Below are 23,458 nucleotides of genomic sequence, written 5' to 3' on the forward strand. Positions count from 1 at the left end.
TAAGAGATTTTTCTTTTATAACATATCAAATAATGATAATTGGTTTTCATCTGGCAAGTCTTTTAAGACACCATTTTCATTCATGTATTCAATTAACGTTTTAGAAACTTTGCCTCGTGTTGCCAAATCTTCTTTCGATAAGAACGGTTGCTCTTCTCGCGCAGCAACAATGGCTTTCGCTACGTTGAGGCCTAAACTTGGCACTGCTCGGAAAGGTGCAATCAAGGTATCCCCTTCAATCACAAAATTTTCAGCATCTGATTTGTACAAATCAATCATGCCAAATTTATAGCCCCGTTCCAACATTTCATTACATAATTCTAAAACCGTTAATAAGTTTTTCTCTTTAGTGGAGGCGTCCATCCCTTTGTCCGTAATTTCTTTCATTCGTGCTTTCACAGCTTCTTTCCCTTGTGACATTGCCACTAAGTCGAAGTCATCCGCCCGAACGGAGAAAAACGCACAGTAATATAAGATTGGGAAATAAACTTTAAAGTAAGCGACCCGCAACGCCATTAATACGTATGCTGCCGCATGGGCTTTCGGGAACATATATTTAATTTTAGAACAAGAATCAATATACCAGTCAGGGACGTTGTTTTCTTTCATCGCATTTAAATACGTATCCCGTAGTTCATCAGGAATCTTATTCCATTGTCCTTTACGTACCGTTTCCATAATCTTAAAGGCCATCCCACTGTCCAAACCAGCATGAATTAAATAAACCATGATATCATCCCGACAACCAATTACTTCAGCAAGATTGGCTTCGCCACGGCGAATCAACTCTTCTGCATTCCCTAGCCACACATCGGTTCCGTGAGACAGTCCAGAAATTTGAAGTAATTCTGCAAAAGTTGATGGATGGGTCTGTTCTAACATACCTCGAACGAAACGTGTCCCAAATTCAGGAATTCCTAAAGTTCCTGTTTTAGAATAAATTTGCTCTGCATCCACACCTAGAACATCAGGTCCTTCAAAAATACGCATCACTTCTGGATCGTCTGTTGGGATGGTTTTTGGCTCAATCCCAGATAAATCTTGTAACATCCGAATCACGGTCGGATCATCATGTCCTAGAATATCAAGTTTTAAAATATTATCGTGAATGGAATGGAAATCAAAGTGCGTCGTTTTCCATTCTGCCTCTTGATCATCTGCAGGGTATTGGATTGGCGTAAAGTCATAAACATCCATGTAATCAGGAATTACAATAATACCGCCGGGATGCTGCCCAGTCGTCCGTTTAACCCCTGTTGAACCTTTGGCTAAGCGATCAATTTCAGCACCACGCAAATGTAAATTATGATCTCTTTCATATCCTTTAACAAAGCCATACGCTGTTTTGTCGGCTACTGTACCAATGGTTCCTGCCCGGTAGACATATTCTTCACCAAAAAGAACTTTCGTGTAGTTATGGGCTTCGGCTTGATAATCGCCAGAAAAGTTCAAATCGATATCGGGAACTTTGTCGCCATGAAACCCTAAGAACGTTTCAAAAGGAATGTCGTGACCATCTTTAAACAATCGAGCGCCACATTTTGGACAGGCTTTTTCAGGCATATCAAACCCTGAACCATAGGAACCATCTTCATAGAACTCAGAATATTGACACTCAGGACAATAATAATGTGGCGCTAAAGGATTTACTTCAGTAATCCCTGTCATTGTCGCAACAAAACTCGAACCGACAGAGCCCCGTGAACCAACTAAATAGCCGTCTTCATTACTTTTATGCACCAGTTTTTGAGAAATTAAATAAATGACCGAGAAACCATTCCCGTTAATCGAATTCAGTTCCTTTTCTAACCGTTTTTCGACAATTTCTGGTAAAGGATCGCCATACAATTCGCGCGCACGATTGTAGCTTAAATCAGTGATCTCTTGTTCAGACCCAGGAATTTTTGGCGTATACAAATCGTCTTTTACTGGAATAACTTCTTCACATAAATCAGCGACTTTGTTGGGATTTTCTACTACAATTCGCTTAGCGACGTCTTGTCCTAAAAATTGAAATTCCGTTAACATTTCATCGGTGGTTCTGAAATGAACCTTTGGTAAACTATGGCGATTTAACGGATTAGCGCCGCCCATAGACCCGACTAAAATTTTCCGATAGATGGCATCTTCTTCATTTAAATAATGAACATTTCCAGTGGCGACAACCAGCTTGCCAAGTTCGTCACCGATTTTCACTAGATTACTAATAATTTCTTCCAAATCTGCTTCATTTTTCACCAATTCTTGTTCAATTAATGGCGCGTAAACTGGTTTGGGCATAACTTCAATATAATCGTAGAATTTGGCACGATTTTTTGCTTCTTCGACACCTTTTTGCATCATTGCTTCAAAAATTTCGCCGTTTGAACATGCGGAACCGATTAAAAGCCCTTCTCTTAACTTCGATAATTGCGAACGAGGAATCCGTGGTACTCGGAAAAAATAATCTACATTGGACATCGAAATCAATTTAAAAAGATTTTTTAATCCTGCTTGAGTTGTTGCTAAAATCGTTGCATGGAAAGGTCGAGCTCGTTTGTATGAGTCTCCTTCGCCAATATGACGATTCAAATCATCATGGAAATGCATATCATGATTCTCTTTCGCTTCTTTTAAGAAAATCCAGCACAAATGACCTGTTGATTCCGAGTCATAGATGGCGCGGTGATGTTGTTCTAAGTTGACGCCAAATTTTTTCGATAAGGTATTTAGACGATGGCTTTTGAAATGTGGATACAAGAATCTGGATAATTCTAATGTATCGATGACGGGATTAGCCGCTTCAGGTATTCCATGTTTGCCATAACTTGTATTTAAGAACCCCATATCAAAAGAAGCGTTGTGGGCCACTAAAATAGTTCCTTCTGAAAACTCTTTAAACATGCGTAAAACTTCTTCTTCGGACTTTGAGCCGCGCACCATTTCATCTGTAATCCCAGTTAAATTGATCGTCGTTTGAGATAATGGATGACCAGGATCAATAAACTGCTCAAAAGTCTCAATGACATTTCCTTTGTGCATTTTGACAGCGGCCAATTCAATAATTGTATCATAAACAGCGGAAAGCCCCGTTGTTTCCACGTCAAAGACCACATAGGTAGCATCTGTTAATTCAATATGTTCTTCGTTGTAAGCAATAGGTACACCATCATCAACAATATTGGCTTCCACGCCGTATAAAATTTTAACGCCTGCTTTTTTACCTGCAGCATGGGCATCAGGAAACGCTTGGGCTCCGCCATGATCCGTAATTGCGATGGCCTTGTGCCCCCATTTCCCCGCTTGCGCCACCAAGTCACCGACTTTATTGGTCGCATCCATTGTACTCATGTTACTATGCATGTGTAATTCTACACGTTTTTCACCTTCAGGCGCGTAGTCTTTTCTTGGCGCATGGGCGACTTCCATCAAATCTTGAGCATTCATGACTAAATCACGCATGAAGGTATCTTCTTGTACACTACCACGAACACGAATCCAACTTTGTGGTTGAATCGCATCAAAAACTTGTTCATCTTTTTCCCCATTCGAAAATTTCTTCACCACGAAAGAGGAAGTATAATCAGTTATTTTCAAAATTAAAATTTTTCGTTTAGAACGCAATTCACGCACTTCTTTATCAAAAATAAAGCCTTCAATCGTTATCCGACGTTCTTCTTCCAGTATATTTCCCATTGGCATAATGGGTTCATCATTGGGAATATTCCGACCTAAACGAATTGGACCATCAAACGCAGGCGCTTGTTGTTGTTTTTCTTTTTTCATTTGTTCATGTTTAACAAGCGATTCAGCAGCTTGTTGTTGAAAGGCTGCGGCTTGTTCTAATTTTTGCTCTTCAAACTTTTTCAGCACTTCTGCAGCTTGCTGTTGATCCATTTTTGGTTCAATATGAAATTTAGGAAACCCGTAAGAGAAATAAAGTTCCTCAATAATTGGTAAATATTGTTGCTTCAAATAAGGAATAACTGCTTCATTATCAACAGGTAAGATAATTTTCCGATCTTCAAATTGTGGTGTCTGTGTTTTTAAGACTTTCTGAACTAACGGTGTATTGCATTGACTATTTAACAAGGCCAACTGCCAATAATCCGTTAATTGTTCCTCTGTAAATGTTGTCTGATTTGTGGTTATTTGAACGGAAACCTGCGCAATTTGTTGAAAAGCTAGTTCCAATTGTTGCATAAATGTTTGATATAGCATCACTGGCATCAATTCATCAAAACTTAAATGAAATTCCCATAAGCGACTTTGTTGGTGAACAATGACCTTGTCAATCCGGCCATTTTGAATTAAGGGATGTTCTTTCGCTGTGTCATCTAACTGAATTTGCGTCATCAGTTTATCAAATAAATCGCGTGCTTTTTCTGTCACAAAATGAACCTCCTTCTATCATTGAAAAAAGGCCCTCAGACAAATCTGTCAAGTGCCTTTTTTCGGTTTCTCTGCATTCGCTTCTCTATTAAGTATACTCGTTTTTTGTAAAAAAACAATCTTGTTTCTTTTCTAAAAAGAGCTAAGAAGAGCTTGAAGCAAAAATCACTTTAGATTTTTGCTTCAAGCTTAAACGCTGATAAGTGGCGGAAACAGTTTATCCTAATCATTCTGTCCGCCCTTTTCATTATTATTCCACTTCTGATGTTGTGTTCATCAAAATAGAAAGTGTACTTTCTAATTCTTCTTTGCGTACTTCCAACATTTCACCAGTACGTTTGATTTTGACTTCTACCACACCATCGACTGCTTTTTTACCGACTGTGATACGGATTGGACAACCAATTAAATCAGCATCAGCAAATTTTACGCCTGCGCGCTCATTGCGGTCATCAACTAATACTTCGTAGCCCGCTTCGGTCATCATTGCTTCAACTTCTTGTGATAGTTTTGTTTGGTACTCATCTTTCACATTCATTTGGACCACGTGTAAATCAAATGGCGCAATTCCTGTTGGCCAATTAATACCGCGCTCGTCTGCATTTTGTTCAACGATTGCTGAAAGTAAACGACTAACGCCGATGCCATAGCAACCCATGATCACTGATTTTTCACGACCGTTTTCATCTAAAACTGTTGCGCCCATAGCATCACTATAACGCGTTCCTAATTTAAAGATATGACCAATTTCGATTCCTTTAGTAAAGGCTAAGACACCATTGCCATCAGGAGAAGGATCGCCTTCTTGAACAAAGCGTAAATCTTCGTAACTAATTGGTTGGAAATCACGATCTGGATTTACATTTGTCAAATGATAGCCATCTTCGTTAGCTCCAACAATGGCGTTGGCTAAATCTTGAACGGCTAAATCTGCATAAATTTTAACATCTTCGGAAACATTGACTGGACCAATTGAACCAAAGCCCGCTCCTAAGACACGGCGAGCATCTTCTTCTGTTGCTTCATCTAAGAAATCAGCGCCTAAGAAGTTTTTCAATTTGACGTCATTGACATCATGATCGCCACGAACCAAGACCATTACTGGCTCTTCATCGGCAATAAATAGTACTGATTTAATAATACGTTGTGGCTCAACTTCAAAGAAGTTTGCCACTTCGGCAATTGTACCCACTTCTGGTGTTGCAATTTTTTCTAAATCTAATTGTGTTTCATGTGATTTTTTCGGCGTATAAAGACTTGTTGCCATTTCTAAATTGGCAGCATAATCACTTTCTGTTGAATAACAAATAGTATCTTCCCCAATTTCAGAAATCGCCATAAATTCTTTAGAATCTTTACCACCCATGGCACCACCGTCCCCAATAATGGCACGGAATTCTAGTCCACAGCGTTCAAAAATGCGTGAGTAAGCTTTTTCGTAATCACGGTATGATTGATCTAAACTAGCTTCATCGGCATGGAAAGAATAGCCATCTTTCATGATAAATTCACGGCCTCTTAATAAGCCAGAACGTGGGCGTTTTTCATCACGATATTTTGTTTGAATTTGGTATAAATTCAAAGGTAATCGTTTGTAAGAATTAATTTCATCACGAATTAATTCTGTGAAGGTTTCTTCATGCGTTGGGCCTAAGATATAGTCACGGTCATTGCGATCTTTTAAGCGATACAAGTTAGGTCCATAAGTTTCATAACGGCCTGATTCTTTCCAAAGTTCTGCTGGTAATAACGCAGGCATTAACATTTCAACTGCATCAATTTTCTCAAATTCTTCTCGCATAATCGTTTTTAATTTTTCTAAAACACGATTGGCTAAAGGTAAATAAGAATAGATCCCTGCAGCGACTTGACGAATATAGCCTGCGCGCAACAGAATTTGATGACTTAAGACTTCTGCATCATTTGGTACTTCTCTTAACGTTGGAATTAACATTTTTGACTGTTTCATTAAAACTCTCCTCTATTTTAAAATCAACTATTTTTGATTTCTTTACACACTTTTTTACTTAAGCTTTCTCCTTAAAAGAAAAAGCGTTGAATATCGTTCCAAGTAACTAACACCATTAACACCATGACAAACCCAAAGCCAATTAACGTAATGATGCCTTCTTTTTCAGGACTAATTGGTTTTCCACGTACGCCTTCAATAATGTTTAAGACAATTTTCCCGCCATCTAAAGCTGGGATTGGCAACAAATTAATAATCCCTAAGTTCATTGACAACATGGCCATTAAGAATACAACTGTACTTACTCCAGCATTGGATGCTTCTTCCGATAACTTAAACATCATGACTGGCCCACCTAGTTTGTTTAAACTAAAGCCTGTGAATAGTGAGCCGAGTGCTTTAAAAATCTGTGTCGTACTATTTAAAGTATCCTGAATACCGCCCATCAATTTTGACGGTAAATCGGTTTTCATATAAGGATAAACGCCGACTTTACCAATCGTTTGTTTTTCCACTTTTTGTTTTTCTGGTGTCACTGTTAGTTGCTCTTCTTTGCCGTTACGCTCAACTACGAACGTTAACGGCTTTTCGGGGTTCTTCTGCACAATGGTTGTAAAATCTTCGTATTTTTTGATTTTTTGATTATTAATCGATAAGACTTTATCATTTTCTTTCAACCCAGCTTCTGCGGCTGGGCCATTAGGAATCACTTGTCCAATTTGATTCGTGTTTAAATCAGTGACGCCTCCTTGTAGAAAGACCGCTAACGTAAACAGAATAAACCCTAAGATAAAGTTATTCATGGGTCCCGCAAAGTTCGTCAAAATGCGTTGCGATAATTTCGCTGATTGAAATTGAACGTCAAGTGGCGCAATCCGCACCTCGGTTCCATCACTTTCAATAATCGTTGCATCATGGTCAACTTTATAAACGGTTTCTTCTTCCTCGTTTCCATTGACATAGCCCTTGATGAATAATTCTTTTTCAAGATCAAAATCAACGACTTCCATCGGAATACTATGAGGTAATTGTACTTTTTTACTTGTATTAATTTTAACCACATTACCCACGGCATTTAACTCAACAGATAGAGGCATACCTGGTGTGATTTCTGTCATGTCTTCGCCCATCCCAGCCATTCGCACATAGCCACCAATCGGCAATAAGCGAATCGTATAAGTGGTGCCATCTTTTCCACGATGCGCAAAAATCTTTGGTCCCATTCCGATTGCAAACTCACGAACTAAAATACCCGCTCGTTTTGCAAAATAAAAGTGACCAAATTCATGTACGAGGACAAGAATACCGAAGACAATAATGAATGTGATAATTGTTTTCATAGATGTCCTTCTTCCTTCATTCACTGACGTTCAGTGCTTTTTATTATTACATGGGAAAGTCTCGTAAAACTTGCTCTGTTCCCTTCCCGATAAACCAGTGCAACTGTTTACTGAGAACAGTCGCCACTGTTAGTGAACAAATCTTTCCTTATGTAAGACAAGTTTTATTTTAGCATATTCACTCATAAATAACCATTGGACTTGACCACTTCGCCTAGATATTTTGTGTTTTTTTAGAAAACTCTATAAATGAGAGGAATTGATTACTACGACCAGTATTTTTTTAAAGACCTTCAACAATAGTAGCTAACTTTAGACCATAAACTTTTCCGACAGTTTGTCGTATTTTATCAACACGCTGATTGACATGTGCTACCATGAAAGTATTAATAGTAATTTTAGGGGGAATGAATCAATGTATGGAGAATTACATGGTAAAGTGGCCGTTGTCACTGGTGCAGCTACGGGTTTAGGATTATTTATTACTCTGCGTTATATCTTAGAGGGCATGAATGTTGTTGCTGACTATGTCGGTGAGCTGCCTAAAGAATTTGAAGATGTCCAAGCCAAGCACGCAGACCGCGTAAAATTCGTGAAGGCTGATGTCTCTAATGAAGAAGATATTAAAGCGTTAGCTGAAACCGCTTTAAAAGAGTTTGGTCATGTTGACATTTGGGTAAATAACGCCGGTGTGGAGGCTTCTTTTCCGACAATTGATATGCCATTAAAAGAATGGCAACGTGTCATTGATGTCAATTTAAACGGTGTCTTTTTAGGTTCTAGAGAGGCACTCCGAATATTTAGAGATCAAAAAATCAAAGGGTCAATCATTAATATGTCCTCCGTTCACCAAAGAATTCCTTGGCCAACGTTCGCCCACTATGCGGCAAGTAAAGGCGCAACCGAAATGTTCACGAAAACAATCGCTTTGGAATATGCGGAATATGGTATTCGTGCCAACTGTATTGCGCCTGGAGCGATTAACACACCTATTAATGCTGAAAAATTTTCCGATCCCGAACAGTTAAAACAAACAACGAGCATGGTTCCTATGGGCATTATTGGTAAACCAAATCAAGTAGCTGCTGCGGCCGCTTGGTTAGCTTCTGATGAATCCTCATACGTAACTGGAACAACACTCTTTGTAGATGGCGGGATGTCTCTATACCCTTCGTTCCAACACGGAGCTGGTTAAAAAGTAGTCTGCAACAAAATTCTCTATGAATTTTTGTTGCAGACTTTGTACTATCACACACAAAATCTATTCAGGAGGCTTACCATGAAACTAGTCAAAAATGTTCTTTTAATTTTAATTGGTTTAGTTATTATCGGGATTGGCGCATCCACTTTAAGAGTGGCAGGTTTAGGAGTTGATCCTTTCACTGCTATGAATATCGGACTTTCTTCAATGTTTGGTATGCAATTAGGCATTTTTCAAATTATTGTCAATGCGTTTATTTTATTCTATGTCTATTTAAAAAACAAAAAAGCCATTGGTCTAGGAACTATTTTAAATATGCTTTTAGTAGGAATTTTGATTCAACAGATTTCTACTTGGCTTCAACCTTACGCCAATAGTTTAGGAGGCTCAACAATTGGCAAACTACTTTCTTTATTCGTCGGAGTCCTGATTTTTACATTTGGCTGCGCCTTATACATGGCTACAGATCAAGGCGAGTCCCCTTATGATGCGATTGCGCCAACCATCTGTCAACAAATCAACAAACCTTACGCTTCTGTTCGAAAAGCACAAGATTTGTTGGTCCTATTAATTGGCTTTATTGCTGGTGGTCCAATTGGGATTGGTACAATTATTTGTGCATTTGGAGCTGGCCCACTTATTAGTTTCTGGAACAAGTTACTTCAACCTTTAGTAAAATAATTTTTTAACTAAAATATAAGAAAAAGCGATGACTCCATAGAGATTTTCTTCTCGAGTCATCACTTTTTTATTTGTGCTTCTTTGAAGAAGCATGATTAGTATGTTTCTTGTTTGGATTTCCGTTGTTATTTTGGTTGATTATTTTGTTGGTAGAGTGAAAAACTAGCTGACAGAGCCTTCCAGCAAAGGGTTAGTTTTTTTAAGAGCTTCTGATAAGCTCTAATCGTTGGTATGACAGCATTATTCTTTTTCTTAGAATGTTGTGAAATACCAGTGATTTTTTTCAATTGTAGTTAGTTTTGATTTAGTTTCAAACCGTTTCAACTATAAAAATATGGATACTTTTGGATAGTTTTTAGTAAGAAAAATGCGAGCTAAACGAATAACTATAACAAAGTCAGTTTTCATGAATAAATTAATTACGACAAAAGAGTTATTTACAAACAAGAACGTACGTTTTTATAATAAACCTAGTGTTACAGTTTAAGTGCAACACTAAATTATTCTACTTGAAAGGACGATAAGTATTTGTTATTGATTTAAATTCTTTAAGCGAAATAATTTTATTGTCGTTCACTTTGAAAAGAGTAACACCAGTAAAATAATGCTCCTCGCCTTTATATTTGTACTTTTTGAATTTGTACATTTCTTCCCCTTTCAATGTGTTCAATTGTTTTATAGTACAATTATACTAAATGATATCACCGATAAAAAAGCCAATAGCCCGCACATTGCCATCACTGGACCCACTGTAAACGGAAAATCTTACTTGGCAAAGTTCATTTTCTTCCTCTCCGTTTTAATGAATGGAAAAGGCTTGTACGTTGACCCTAAATCTGAGTTTTTTAATCGGATTATGGAGGTGATCAATCATCCACTTTATTACGATTCAATTCTCAAAAACTCAAGCAGATGGAAAAACAGTCACTTACACTAATCCTATAGCTATCAACATAGGCTATGATTATCGTTATGCGTATGGCAATATGTTTTATGCTCAAATTGTTAAACAATACATCACTTCTATTTCCAACAACAATAGTCAAGGGAATTCAGCTATTGTAAAAGCAGCACTTAAAGAATTGAATGAAGGAATACATAAGGGTGGAACGAAATATTGGCAATGGTATGGCTTTAATGGACGTGTAGAATGGTGCGCTATTTTTGTTTCTTATAATGCTGAAAAAGCTGGAGTTAAAATGGAACATTTTGCCTATTGCCCAACTAGTATTGAAAATTTTAAAGCGAATAACCAATGGTTTAGGAAAGGAAGTTTGCCTAAAAATGGGAATATCATCTTTTTTGATTGGGATGGTGATTCTATCAGTTATTACGTTGGGATTGTTGAGAAAGTAGAAAATGAAGTTGTTTACACAATTGAAGAGAATTCAGGAAACAAAATTGCTAAACTAAGTTATGAAAAAATAGCCCTTATATCATGGGTTATGGTATTCCGTAAACAGCATATCTTTCTGAATAAATGTTTGATAATTTCAACATTTTTTAGTATCAATATCCTTTTACTCTAATAATTCCCAATTCAATAGCTTGAATAATTGCAGAAATGGTTGAATTTACCTCTAGCTTATTATTTATGGATACAAGATGATTATTTACTGTTCTTCTACTGATATGAAGTTGTTCTGCTATCTCCTGCTGCTTAAAACCTTCTGCAGCACATTTTAGTATCTCTTTTTCTCGTTTACTAAGAACATCTAATGTACTTTGGCACTTGGGTAGCAGATCAGTTCCATGATGTATTTTTTGTAAATCATCATACAATTCTTCAATTGTTACATTTTTATTTAATAGTCCCCATGCTCCAGATTTTATTGCTTCATTCTTGTATTCAATTAAATCAAAACCTGATAAAAAAACTATTTTTTGATTTGGAAATTTTCCAATAATTTCTTTAGATATTTCAAATCCACTTAACTCTCCAATATGGATATCCAATAATGCTAAATCTGGTTGCTCATTTTTTAGTTTATTTAAAAAAAATTCTGGATTAGTAAAACTAGTAATTGAGACATCCATTGGTTGAAATGCAATTTCAAGACTTTTAGAGAAAAGTGCATGATCGTCTAATAAATATACTTTCATGAATCTATATCCTCCTTTGCAATCGGTAAAGTTATTGTAAATTTTGTACCATGTGGATTTACAGATGATACTCTCATTTTTCCATTTAATGAATTAACCTCTTGATTTATTGATAGAATACCAAAATGTTTATTTTCAAATCCTCTAAGTTTTATTTTGCTATAATCAAAGCCTGTGCCATCATCTTGTACAATACATTCTATATAAAAGTCCCTTTGAATGAGATAAACACAAACTACTGTTGCTCGAGAGTGTTTTAGAGCATTAGTTATTAACTCTTGTATAATTCGATAAATATGAAATTTCTCTTCTTTTTTTAGATGCATTTCTTGTGGACAATAAAAATGAACAAATATAGATTCTTGTCCCTCATTGAATTTATCACAAAGAATTCGAATGCTTTGCGACACAGGCACTGTTTCAATCGTCGAAGGATATAATTCAAATATCTTGTCTCTAAAAGTTTTATTTAAAGTATCAAAAGTTTCTAATACTAATTTCTTTGTTTCTACATTTTCAGTAGACATAGATTCGATTAGTTTTTTTAAAGCCAAAATATTTTGTAAAACATTGTCATGAATAAAAAATGAAAAATCTTTATGAAAATTTTGCACCATGTTTAAATATTCATAATTCACGTATTCATCATAAGATAAACTTTCTATTTTTAATGATTCTTGTTTAATATCATATAAGCGTTCATTTTCAATAATTATTTTACCAGCAACACCAACTAAATCATATATTTCTTCATGTTTCATACTCGCCAAGTCAAAGTCTTTTTCTCTATCTATGAGTAACCAACCTAAAATTTGTTTATTCTCAAAAAAAGTGAATTTTCTATATTTATTGTTGTGATAATGGAATATGTTAGAGTCGCGTTCAAATTCAGCAATAATTTTATTCGTTAAAATCAGTTTAGAAAATTCTCCTGAGCTAGACAAAATATATGGTTGGTATTGATCTTTCCAAACCATTAAATAACTATTTATTTCGTAATGTTGCAAAAAGATTGTACTAATTAAAGTACTTACTGAAGACAAAGTCTTTTCTTTACTGATAGTTTGTACAAAATCGATCTTTTCTTTTTGGAAATCTTTCTTTCTTTGTTGAATTCGGCTCACCTCAATACTACTCAAATACCAATTCTTCAAATAAAGGATAAACAAAATCAGACAATAAAAAATAGAAATAAAATAGATATCAAGTATTGATAATCGAAGAAAATAAAAATTAATAATGAAGAAGATTCCTATACAAATAATATGGATAACTAAATTTATAATAATTGATACTTTATCTAAGCTAATTTCATTACGTTTTATTAAAATAATTCCGACTGTGATTGGGATAAGAAAAAGAACCAACCCACTTAAAATAGAAGTAGAAATAATTAACGAAAATAGCGATAAAACTAGTATTCGAATTAGAAAAACTTGTTCTTTTTTTGTTCGAATGGTTAGTCGATCTTTTCCTTTAAAATATAAAAATAAACAACCAAAAATATCCAAAATGATTACTATACTCACCATCCATATGAATTTTTCAAAATTAAGAAGCAGTAACATGGATACAATAATAGATTGTATAAATAAAATTTGATCAATTTTTTTAGAAACAGATAAAATCGAAATTAAGTTAAAAGTGACAAAAAACTTATAAACAAAGTAAGGTAAAAATGAAATTAGCAGGGATTTGACAGGATGCACAAAAGAATAAGGAAATAATCCTATTGCTAAGGAAATGGAAGTAAAAAAAGTAAGTACAGCGAAGTATCTAATCTTTTTAATATCTTTAGAGACAAAAATAATAACTGCGCAAAAAAGAATAAGTACAACAATAATCGGTACAACAGTTACTGCTTGCGATCCATACAAATAGTCATTCTGCTTAATAGTAAGTAGAGCTATCACTAAGAATACAAATAAGGATAACAAATAAACAAATTTTTCTTTCATACACTTTTCTCCAATCTAAGTATTCCTTGAATATTCTACAGTTCTTCGTTTTTTTAAAGATACTAATTTTGAATTTATAGTTTGAATAAAATTTTCTAATATCCCACTAATGTATTAAACAACACAGATTTTATTCATACTCCACTCTGTGTATTTTTTAATGATATCTTCATCTTACTCTTTCTTAAATAATTGCACAATATACTCATTACAAATAATCCCTTTTTTTGTATGATTAATATATAAGTTGAATAGAAAAAAGCTACTTAACCTTAAAAACAACGAATTAAGAGTAATTTATTTCCTGATTCTAGCTGTTTTGTTCTATTGTTTAACTAAAATATAGATGTCAAGAATTTCCTATACTCATTTTTCAGTACTAAGTAATCAAGGTAACTATTTTCTAATTTACTTGAATTAGAAAATTTAGTATACACCAACTATGAAGGAGGTGAACTCTATGACAAAGCAAAATTACAGTAAACCATCAATTGAAAAAATTGCAGGTTTTAAAGAATCTACTCGTGGTCTTTGGACAGGTAAATTTAGAGATGTATTTGGTGGACGCGCTCTTTTCCAAGTTGTAATTTATTACTAGGACAGAAAAATGGGAAATAATTATGCTAGCGGTCATCGAATTACATAATTATGCCATTGGTCATCGAATTACATAATTCGATGACCTTTTTAGTAATCCGCATAGTCTTTATTTAGGGAGGTGCTTCTAATTATTGTAAACAAATCAAATATCTCTATATCCTCAAAAAAATTGATGTTTCAAAAACGTATTACTACAGACTACACTAATATACTGCTGGTATCCAATACCGAGTACTCTCAACATACACACGATCAATTTGAAATTTACTGTATTTCTTCTGAATATTCAAGAATATTTTGCAATAAAGACCAATTTAACTACACTACTACAGAAAACATGTTAGATTATCTTCAAGCAAATATTTCTAAAGGCGTATTTGTTTTAATAAATAAAGAAGGGCTATTTATGGGAGGATCATTATTTGATGTTTCTCTTTCATGGTTGGACTCAAATGATGAACTAATCATTAGTGATTCATCAGCAAATATCGCATTATTTCTTAATTTACCAATTTCTAAATCGGCTCTTGCATTAAATCTAATTCATAATTTACCATACTACCCATTCCAAAATATTCCCTTATGGGAAAAAGTAAACACGATCCAACCATTCTATATTTTGAAATGTACAACAAATGGAATCTTAGAACCCATACAAACTTGGACACCTCCAAACTTAGAAAACAAAGTCGAATCTATTTATTCAAAAATACGAGAGCGGCTTCTAGAATTGCTTAGTCAAAATACAGTTAGTTACTCTGAGATATCCGCTGACCTTTCGGGTGGAGTTGATTCAGCAACAATTATTTATATCTTAAAAGCGCTTCAAGCTAATGTTAAACTTTATCACGCAAATGCTGATAGTGAATGGAATAGCGATTCTACATGGGCAAAATTAATCTCAAACGATATCAACGTCATATTTACTTCATTACCTTCTTTAGGTAGCTCGGGAAAAAATTTTGAAATTGATAGAGATTACTCAAACTCAGTGTTACCAGATTCTCCATTATTTTGGGCAGATACAGAGGGATATGTTGAATCCATAGAACATTCAGCATTAACTCCCGCCAATGCCACTCATTTTACAGGTCTTGGCGGGGATGAATTATTCACTCCTATGCCTGCTAACGCATGGTCTCTTGTACGACAAAATAAATTACGCAGTATAGACTTAGGCTTACGATATTGTTTACTAAATCGGATTCCTATTTCAGTTGGGACAGTAGATCTAATAAATAATAATTCCTTTAAGGAAGCTGTAAAAAATGAAATAGACAAAGGATTTGGTTATGCTAAACCAACTCGTCAAAACTCCGCACTCAACTGGTGCGGTCCAGTCACGGTACCTAATTGGCTTACGAAGCCTTACCGAGAATTAAGTTATAAAGTTCTAATAAATAAATTAGATCACACATCGAATTCTTTAGATTCCGATCGTTCTCGACACCAAATGATCGAGTCTCTACTTTTTCAAAGACATTTGGTAACTCAGATTAACAACATATATGGTGTTAATGGTATGACTTGGCAAGCTCCCTTTTTAGATGTCGATATTATTAATTACTCGTTAGCTATACCAGCTCGTTACAGACAAGATCACACTGTAACAAAATCGATTTTATATAATGCCACTAAAGGACTTGTTTCAAAAAATATTTTTACACGTGGATTTAAAGGAGACTATTCCACAAGTTTGTATAAAAGTTACAAAGAAGCCGTAAAAAAGCATTCCCAGCAAGTGCACCAATTCAAATTAGTTGAATTAGGAATTGTAGATGCAGATATACTAATTTCTGAATTATCAATGCCTTCTGCTCTACATACTAGAGTTGAAGCCTTTGAGAGATTAGCAGCTGTTGAACGCTGGCTTCGTGTAGCTTTAAAAAAGAACTCAAAATAAAAGGAAGTTGCTGCTTACCTAGTTGTAGTTATTTTCTAAAAAGGAGGAGTAATATTAATGAGAAAAGTAAAAAGAGAGTTGAAAATTATTAGCCAAGATGATGGTGCAATTGTTTTGGATAAAAGTAGAGGAATTTATTTCCAAGTAAATGCTTCTGGAGTTTCTATGTTAGAAGGTTTGAGTAAAGGATTGACGATAGAAGAGTTAGCACTACAATTGGAAACTTCATTTTCTCTAGATAAAGCTCAAGCGGAAACAGATGTTGCCGAGTTTATGGCTCTTTTGAAGGAGATGAAACTTGCATAATGAATATCCAACTTTTTCCAGAACAAATAGATCCGGTATCTTTTAGTGCAAGATTTCTGGCTCGTTTGAGTTTAATACTATCTGCACCGCTTAATTGGATGTCCCCTGGGAGAATTGAAAAAATATTGGTGAAGCTAATAAAAAACAATCCTCCCGCATCAGAAAAACAGGTAAAAATTGCGCGAAACGCAGTGTGTATCGTAAGTAGTAGATGTAGAAGTCAAGAAGGATGCCTTAGACGATCGCTTGCTGTTGTAATAGTACTATGGCTACAACGTAAATCAGTAAGTTGGTGTACTGGGTATGCACAAGAGCCATTTAGAGCACATGCATGGATAGAATTGAATGAATGCCCTATTGGAGAACCCGTAGAAGTTCAAATATATTCTAAAGCAATATGTGTTCCACACCGTTCAAATGATATTCTCAGAAAGGAATCGTATTTGAAAAAAATAAAACAAGAAAATATAGAACGTAAAAAGAAGGAGTCCGAAATTGTTAATCCTGAAGACCATACGCCCTCAGTAAATATTAGATCCCTGTTTGCATTAGCAAAAGGGCATAATTGGGAATTCATTTGCGTTGGAATATTAGGATTAATCAGTGCAGCTTTAACCCTCGCTCAACCTAACCTTGTTGCTAATTTAATTGATCAATCAAATACAGGAATTAAGATTAATTCAAGTTTAGGAATTCTCATTGTAGTATTGATACTATCTACGATTTTAACGGCTGTTCAATATTATCTGCTACAAATAATTGGTGAAGGGGTCGTTTTTAAAGCGCGAAAAAGTTTAATTAGTCATTTATTAAGATTGCCAATCCACGAGTACGATACAAGAAGTGTAGGTGATTTACTAAGCAGGGTTAGTGGTGACTCTTCTAAATTGAGAATGGCTTTAATACAAGTGAGTATTGCGCTCAGTAGTGGTTTTTTAGTTGTTGTTGGGGCAGCTATCGGGATGATTTTGAGAGATTCCTTGCTATTTTTTATGGCTCTTTCAACAGTTTGTGTATCTTTTATTGGAACCATCATTATGAGTAAAGCTATACAAAAGGCTAGTTTTTCTGCACAAAAAGAGTTGGGAAAATTGAGTGGAGATATCGAACGTGATTTACATGCTATCAGAACAATTCGTGCAACAAACGCAACAGACAAGGAGGAAGAAAAATCTAAATTGCAAGCAGAACGATTGCGTAATATTGGAATAAGATTAGCTAAAATACAAGCATTCATGACTCCTATTTCTAATATGACTCTGCAACTATCTGGTCTAATTGTACTGGGAATAGGTGGATACCGTGTGTCTATTGGTTTAATGTCTGTTGCTGACTTAATTGCATTCGCTTTGCTACTCTATACAATGATTGGTCCGATAGGACAAGTTTTCAATGCCTTCGGGGGCGTTGGCGAATCACTCGGTGCTTTTGCTAGAATTCGCGAATTATTAGAACTTGCATTAGAAAGTGACTATGATGTCACTCCCGCTATTCCCCCCAGTTCAAATTTAATAACTGAGGAAACTGCAGTCTATTTTGAAAAAATCAGCTTTGGATATAATAAAATGAAATTTGGTTCTGATCCTAAGGAAAAAGAAGATAGCATGATTCTCAAAGAAGTAACGTTACGTGCAGAAAAGGGAAAAAGAACTGCAATTGTAGGTCCCTCAGGCGCAGGAAAAAGCACATTGCTTCAATTAATTGAAAGATTTTATGATCCTGACAGTGGCAAGATATTCGTTCAAGGAAAGGATTATAGGCATTATAGCAGAGAGGAGCTTCGGAACTTCATCACTTATGTTGAACAAGACGCTCCTGTTATATCTGGGACACTACGCGACAACCTACTTTTAGGAAATTCTAAAATATCTGATTCAAACTGCATCGAAGTATTGGAAGAAGTCAATCTTCATCATTTATTAGATAGAAATTCTAAAGGACTTGATATGCAGGTTGGAGAATCTGGTGCAAACCTCTCTGGTGGAGAAAGACAACGTTTGGCTATGGCACGCTCTCTTTTATCATCTGCAGAAATTGTGTTACTTGACGAATTAACCTCTAACTTGGACAGCTTAAATGAATTAGGAATGAAAAAGGCAGTGGATAAATTAAAAGGGAAAAAAACAGTTATCGTTGTAGCACATCGTCTATCCACAGTAATTGATTCTGATATCATTTATGTCCTTGAACATGGTAGAGTTGTCGGTTCAGGAAATCATAATGAGCTAATTGATACAGTTCCACTTTATCGAGAATTAGCGAAAGAACAATTTGTGGATAGAGAACTGTAAATTTTTAATTTAAGAACAAATTAAATAAAAAAATTTAAAGGAGCCATACTATTGAAAAATATTGTCCTTTCAAATATATGTAAACAACATAAAAAGAAAAATATACTAGAAAATATAACTTTTAAGGCTAAAGAAGGACGCATAACAGCTTTTCTTGGACCTAACGGAGCTGGAAAGAGCTCTACACTTAGAATACTTCTCGGTTTAGACCTGCCTTTATCAGGAACAGCCACTTTCGGTAAAAAAAAGTATAGTAATTTCATCTTTCCATTACAAATTGTCGGATCGGCATTTGATGGGATTGGCGGAACTCCATCAAGAAAAGTTAAAACACATCTGAAAATCATTGCAAAAAGTAACAACATCCCGAATAAACGTATTTCAGAAGTCTTAGATCTTGTCGACCTATCAAATAAAAGTCATGCACAACTTGGAACCTTATCTTTAGGTGAAGGGCAAAGATTAGGTATTGCTATTGCTCTGCTAGGAGATCCCCAATATCTGGTTCTTGATGAACCAACAAATGGTTTAGATCCCATGGGAATAAAATGGTTTAGAAATTTTATTCGTAGACAAGCTGATCAAGGAAAAACAGTATTACTCTCCTCACACTACCTTTCTGAAATCGAAGCTATTGCGGATGACGTTGTTATCATTAACAAAGGTCAGATTGTTGTTACTGGTGAACTTCATGAAGTGATGCAAAATATTGAAACATTAGAAGATGTATTCTTTCTACTTACTGAGGGAGGAAATTAATCATGAGTTTTGTTAAAGTAACTTATTCCGAATTTTCTAAACTGATAAATAGTCGTGGATGGTGGATAGTTTTTGGATTAGTAATCGTGCTTCAACCCTTACTTGGATTATTAGAAGCGGATCAATTACTTTCCATAGGATTAGATGCAACTCCTGCAACACATCCAGATTTATTAGAAGCTATGCCTCCATTAGATTATTTTGGTTTTGATGCCGCTCTATTTGGAGTACTTCCAATTGTAATATGGGGCGGAATTAGCGGAGCTAATGAATATAAAAATCATAATTTACGTACAACCATGTTATATAGTAATAAGCGTAAAGAACTTTTTAATGCCAAACTACTAACTATTTTGATTTCTACTATATCAATTTCATTCATTTCAATATTTATTACCGTTGCGATTACACATGTTAGATTAGGTAGTTTAGGATTGAATCCATTCATTTTAAGTCAAACTACTTGGAAGTTTATTGGCTACACTACATTAAATTGGATATTATTAACGGTTTTATCCTTTTTGATTGGCTTACTTTTTAGAAATATGATTGTTCCGTTGATATTTCTAGTTCCTCAAATCTATAATCTTGGAAGTTATCTAGCAGAGAAATGGCCCTGGGGGGAATATCTACCCGTAGCAGCAGGAAATTTTATTGTTGCTACTCCGGTTAAATCTTATCCTCATGATCCAGCAAAAGGTACATTGATACTTCTTCTATGGATATTTTTTTCTATGTTAATAGCATTCTATTCGTTTACTCGTAGCGACGTGGGAGGAAAATATTGATGGTTAAAAATATTCTTCAAAGTGAAATAATCAAATTTTTCTCTTATAATTGGTGCTTATTCGGCACAGTCGGAACCATTTTAGTAGCTCCTGTAATATTATTTTTTTCTGGAATTGGAAATGATCAACCTTTGGTAACCAATGAGATATTATCCATGAGTATACGTAATTTTTTTTTGAGTCAAGCGGGACTTGTTATAATAGCTGCTAGTTTCTTCGGTCAAGAATATTCAAATTCATATTTACGTACAACTTTACTAACGATACCTGCTCGAATAAAACTCATTACTACTAAACTATTTCTTCTAACAGTTATCGTATGGATTATTGGTTTATTCTCCAGTTTAATTTGCTTAGGAATTGGTATTATCCAATTTAACGGCTCTTTTACTCTCTCTTTAATTCTTGAATTTTTGATTAAAGTGATTATTGCAATGTTAAGTTGGACGCAAATAACTTGGATTACAGTCTTTTTGACCATCATTACCAAATCACATATTTTACCGATTGCAATAATGTTCTCTCTTATTCTTGGATTAAGTCAAATGTTATTCGCAATGACTGCATTTGCAAAATACTTACCCGATTTAGCAACCATGAATCTTTTTTTTTCAACCCATACAACTACTTTATTAAATGGTTCTCAGGGTTTATTAGTTCAAAGTATCTGGTCCTTATTTCTTAGTCTAATTTCATTTGGATTGATTCAATATCGTGATGTTCGATGACTACCTCTTCACTTTCCTTAAATACTACTATATAGAAACTATCAAAAATCAATTGATAGTTTTTTGTTGTTATTGAATGGCTTTAAAACCTCTTATTAATAAAGAAGTGATTATTTTGAATTTATTAGAAGAAAAAAATGCTTATGAAACTTATAGTTGAATTAATCTATGAGAGAAAAGCAATTACCAGTCTTTGTGAGACAATCGAAAAACGATTAAACCAAATAGAAAAAATTGATTACGCAAAATTTAATGATCAAAAAATAAAGACTACTTCTATTCTCACGACATTATTTCTAAAAATATCTGCTACATTTTGAAAACTTCTGGCATACCGATGAATGCTTCACAAATTTATTCTGTAATCACAAAAAAATCTACATTTCAATTTAGGTTATAACAATCTAGTAAATAATATTTTACCAAAAATGCCAGACGATAATAGCTTACCTGTTAAAAAAGTTCATAAAAGTTTTTGGCAGTATAGACATCCGGAAAAGTCACATAGATATAGGAGGTAGTTTACATGGACAATACTCCAAGCGATAACAAACTAAAAAAATACATTCATATAGGTGTACTACACTATCATGCAAACAACTATTATAAAAAAAGAGGAACTACTCCACTAGACTACTCTTTACCTATTTTCACGATATCACGCTCGATTCTTCTTACACATATAACTATTTTAATATTATCAATATGTCATCACTTGACTTGAAAAACTTTGAAACGTATTTTGAAGATGAATTGCTTATATAAGCAATCAAACAACTTAATATTAAAGAAAAGAGATTTCTGCTAGAAAAATATGTTGTAAAAAAGAAGATATTATGTACCGTGTCGGCCATAAAGATTCAAAGATGACTCGACAAGTATATAACTACTTCTACCCCGAACGTAAGGAGCGTAGCGCTGACCAATTCGCTCAGTTTATTGAAAAGGAAAAATATCTTTTCTAAAAGAAATTGTAGTTAGTTTACTTTTTCGAAAAAAATAAGCACCAGAAACATTGATAAATCAACGTTTCTAGTACTAAAAAAGGTTTTACCCTACACTACCTTCCATCTCATAACTAATCAACCGATTCAACTCAACCGCATATTCCATCGGTAATTCTTTCGTAAATGGTTCAACAAAGCCCATAACAATCATTTCTGTCGCTTCGGCTTCAGATAAGCCGCGACTCATTAGATAATATAATTGTTCTTCAGAAATTTTTGAAACTTTGGCTTCGTGTTCTAAGGACACTTGGCTGTTATGAATTTCGTTAAACGGAATCGTATCTGATTTTGATTTTTCGTCCATGATAATCGTGTCGCATTCGATGTGGGAAATCGAGCCTGCACTGTCTTTTCCAAAAGTCACTTGGCCACGGTAATTAACTTCGCCGCCGTCTTTAGCAATTGATTTTGAAACAATTGAGCTAGAGGTATTCGGCGCATTGTGAATCATTTTGGCCCCAGTATCTTGGATTTGGTTAGCACCAGCAAAGGCAATCGATAACATCGTGCCACGGGCACCTTTGCCATCTAAGTAAACGCTTGGGTATTTCATGGTTGTTTTAGCTCCTAAGTTACCATCAATCCATTCGACAGTGGCACCTTCGTAAGCTTTAGCACGTTTGGTTACTAAGTTGTAGACGTTATCTGACCAGTTTTGAATGGTCGTATAACGACAATAAGCATCTTTTCTAGTGAAAATTTCTACGATGGCCGCATGCAAGCTGTTACTTGAATACGTGGGTGCCGTACAGCCTTCAACATAGTGAACGCTGGCCCCTTCATCGACAATAATCAAGGTCCGTTCAAATTGGCCGGTATTTTCAGCGTTGATTCGGAAATATGTTTGTAATGGTACATCAACTCGAACGCCTTTTGGTACATAAATAAAGGTTCCGCCTGACCAAACAGCTGAGTTTAAAGCGGCCAATTTATTATCTGTTGGCGGCACAAGTTTTGAAAAATACTCTTTGAATAAGTCAGGATATTCTTTTAAAGCAGAGTCAGTATCTGTAAAAATGATGCCTAATTTTTCAAATTCTTCTTTCATATTGTGGTAAACAACTTCTGATTCATATTGAGCAGAAGCCCCAGCTAGATAAGCACGCTCAGCTTCGGGAATCCCAATTTTTTCAAAGGTTTCTTTGATTTTATCAGGTACATCATCCCAATCGCGTGCGGGTTTGTCACTCGGTTTTTGGTAATATTTAATTTTACTAAAGTCAATATCTGACAGGTCTGGACCCCATTCTTGCATGGGCATTTTATTGAATTGTTCTAACGATTTTAAACGGAAGTCAAGCATCCATTCTGGTTCGCCTTTCACGCGAGAAATTTCGCGAACGACGTCTTCTGTTAGGCCGTCTCCGGTACTAAAGACTGGTTCCACATCGTCGTGAAAGCCAAATTTATATTCTTCTAATTCAGGTACTGTACTCAATTCGTCGTCACCCTT

General features: G+C 35.0%; 16 protein-coding genes and 2 pseudogenes. 12 read left to right on the forward strand and 6 right to left on the reverse strand.

Translation table 11 applies throughout. From position 1 onward, the window contains the following. Positions 1 to 15: 15 nt before the first annotated feature. The 3 genes from IGL37_RS09375 to rseP all read right to left on the reverse strand — a co-directional run bounded on the left by IGL37_RS09375 (position 16) and on the right by rseP (position 7,680). Positions 16 to 4,371 (reverse strand): PolC-type DNA polymerase III, encoded by a 4,356-nt coding sequence (locus tag IGL37_RS09375; protein WP_002381593.1) that lies wholly within the window; start codon positions 4,369 to 4,371, stop codon positions 16 to 18. Between the two features lie 250 nt (positions 4,372 to 4,621). Next, positions 4,622 to 6,340: a proline--tRNA ligase gene (locus IGL37_RS09380; RefSeq protein WP_002359769.1), complete on the reverse strand. Its 1,719-nt coding sequence runs from the start codon at positions 6,338 to 6,340 to the stop codon at positions 4,622 to 4,624. A gap of 71 nt (positions 6,341 to 6,411) precedes the next feature. Continuing rightward, positions 6,412 to 7,680: an RIP metalloprotease RseP gene (gene rseP / locus IGL37_RS09385; RefSeq protein WP_002362168.1), complete on the reverse strand. Its 1,269-nt coding sequence runs from the start codon at positions 7,678 to 7,680 to the stop codon at positions 6,412 to 6,414. A 415-nt stretch (positions 7,681 to 8,095) separates the two neighbouring features. On the opposite strand from rseP, the gene IGL37_RS09390 reads away from it, so the two are divergent. The 4 genes and pseudogenes from IGL37_RS09390 to IGL37_RS09405 all read left to right on the forward strand — a co-directional run. After that, positions 8,096 to 8,875: an SDR family oxidoreductase gene (locus IGL37_RS09390; RefSeq protein ID WP_002359767.1), complete on the forward strand. Its 780-nt coding sequence runs from the start codon at positions 8,096 to 8,098 to the stop codon at positions 8,873 to 8,875. Positions 8,876 to 8,959: 84 nt separating this feature from the next. After that, positions 8,960 to 9,562 carry a YczE/YyaS/YitT family protein gene (locus IGL37_RS09395; protein WP_002389010.1) on the forward strand — a complete coding sequence of 201 codons (603 nt, stop codon included), beginning with the start codon at positions 8,960 to 8,962 and terminating at the stop codon, positions 9,560 to 9,562. 604 nt (positions 9,563 to 10,166) lie between these two features. Next, positions 10,167 to 10,499: an ATP-binding protein gene (locus IGL37_RS09400; protein ID WP_002362869.1), complete on the forward strand. Its 333-nt coding sequence runs from the start codon at positions 10,167 to 10,169 to the stop codon at positions 10,497 to 10,499. Next, positions 10,450 to 11,021 (forward strand): annotated as a pseudogene (locus tag IGL37_RS09405) (CHAP domain-containing protein); the annotation flags it as partial. The gene IGL37_RS09400 and the pseudogene IGL37_RS09405, both read left to right, overlap by 50 nt. A 50-nt stretch (positions 11,022 to 11,071) precedes the next feature. On the opposite strand, the gene IGL37_RS09410 reads toward IGL37_RS09405, so the two are convergent. Together IGL37_RS09410 and IGL37_RS09415 are read right to left on the reverse strand one after the other, a co-directional pair. After that, entirely contained in the window at positions 11,072 to 11,665 is a 594-nt protein-coding gene (locus IGL37_RS09410) for a response regulator transcription factor (protein ID WP_002362865.1), read from the reverse strand. Continuing rightward, positions 11,662 to 13,623: a sensor histidine kinase gene (locus tag IGL37_RS09415; RefSeq protein WP_002404120.1), complete on the reverse strand. Its 1,962-nt coding sequence runs from the start codon at positions 13,621 to 13,623 to the stop codon at positions 11,662 to 11,664. The genes IGL37_RS09410 and IGL37_RS09415 overlap by 4 nt, the downstream gene beginning before the upstream one ends. 460 nt (positions 13,624 to 14,083) lie before the next feature. On the opposite strand from IGL37_RS09415, the gene IGL37_RS09420 reads away from it, so the two are divergent. The 8 genes and pseudogenes from IGL37_RS09420 to IGL37_RS09455 all read left to right on the forward strand — a co-directional run. Beyond that, positions 14,084 to 14,221 carry a hypothetical protein gene (locus IGL37_RS09420; RefSeq protein WP_002414657.1) on the forward strand — a complete coding sequence of 46 codons (138 nt, stop codon included), beginning with the start codon at positions 14,084 to 14,086 and terminating at the stop codon, positions 14,219 to 14,221. 174 nt (positions 14,222 to 14,395) lie between these two features. Further along, a complete protein-coding gene (locus IGL37_RS09425; RefSeq protein ID WP_002414658.1) occupies positions 14,396 to 16,126 on the forward strand; it encodes an asparagine synthase-related protein in 1,731 nt (576 codons plus the stop codon). Positions 16,127 to 16,183: 57 nt separating this feature from the next. Next, positions 16,184 to 16,432 carry a PqqD family protein gene (locus IGL37_RS09430; RefSeq protein ID WP_002362859.1) on the forward strand — a complete coding sequence of 83 codons (249 nt, stop codon included), beginning with the start codon at positions 16,184 to 16,186 and terminating at the stop codon, positions 16,430 to 16,432. Continuing rightward, the gene (locus IGL37_RS09435) at positions 16,432 to 18,723 is read left to right on the forward strand and encodes a lasso peptide biosynthesis B2 protein (protein WP_002407163.1); all 2,292 of its coding nucleotides are present in this window, start codon (positions 16,432 to 16,434) and stop codon (positions 18,721 to 18,723) included. The genes IGL37_RS09430 and IGL37_RS09435 overlap by 1 nt, the downstream gene beginning before the upstream one ends. A 51-nt stretch (positions 18,724 to 18,774) precedes the next feature. After that, positions 18,775 to 19,482, forward strand: a complete 708-nt coding sequence (locus IGL37_RS09440) for an ABC transporter ATP-binding protein (RefSeq protein WP_002378542.1) — start codon at positions 18,775 to 18,777, stop codon at positions 19,480 to 19,482. 2 nt (positions 19,483 to 19,484) lie between these two features. Then, the gene (locus IGL37_RS09445; protein ID WP_002362855.1) at positions 19,485 to 20,270 is read left to right on the forward strand and encodes an ABC transporter permease; all 786 of its coding nucleotides are present in this window, start codon (positions 19,485 to 19,487) and stop codon (positions 20,268 to 20,270) included. Further along, the gene (locus tag IGL37_RS09450; RefSeq protein WP_002401908.1) at positions 20,270 to 20,998 is read left to right on the forward strand and encodes an ABC transporter permease; all 729 of its coding nucleotides are present in this window, start codon (positions 20,270 to 20,272) and stop codon (positions 20,996 to 20,998) included. Before IGL37_RS09445 ends, IGL37_RS09450 begins: the two co-directional genes overlap by 1 nt. Before the next feature lie 827 nt (positions 20,999 to 21,825). Further along, positions 21,826 to 21,963: pseudogene (locus tag IGL37_RS09455) on the forward strand (site-specific integrase); the annotation flags it as partial. Between the two features lie 85 nt (positions 21,964 to 22,048). On the opposite strand, the gene sufB reads toward IGL37_RS09455, so the two are convergent. Continuing rightward, positions 22,049 to 23,443 (reverse strand): Fe-S cluster assembly protein SufB, encoded by a 1,395-nt coding sequence (gene sufB, locus IGL37_RS09460; RefSeq protein WP_002356769.1) that lies wholly within the window; start codon positions 23,441 to 23,443, stop codon positions 22,049 to 22,051. Positions 23,444 to 23,458: the final 15 nt, after the last annotated feature.

Origin of the sequence: Enterococcus sp. AZ119 (genome assembly GCF_050546175.1) — a bacterium.
Taxonomy (GTDB): domain Bacteria; phylum Bacillota; class Bacilli; order Lactobacillales; family Enterococcaceae; genus Enterococcus; species Enterococcus faecalis.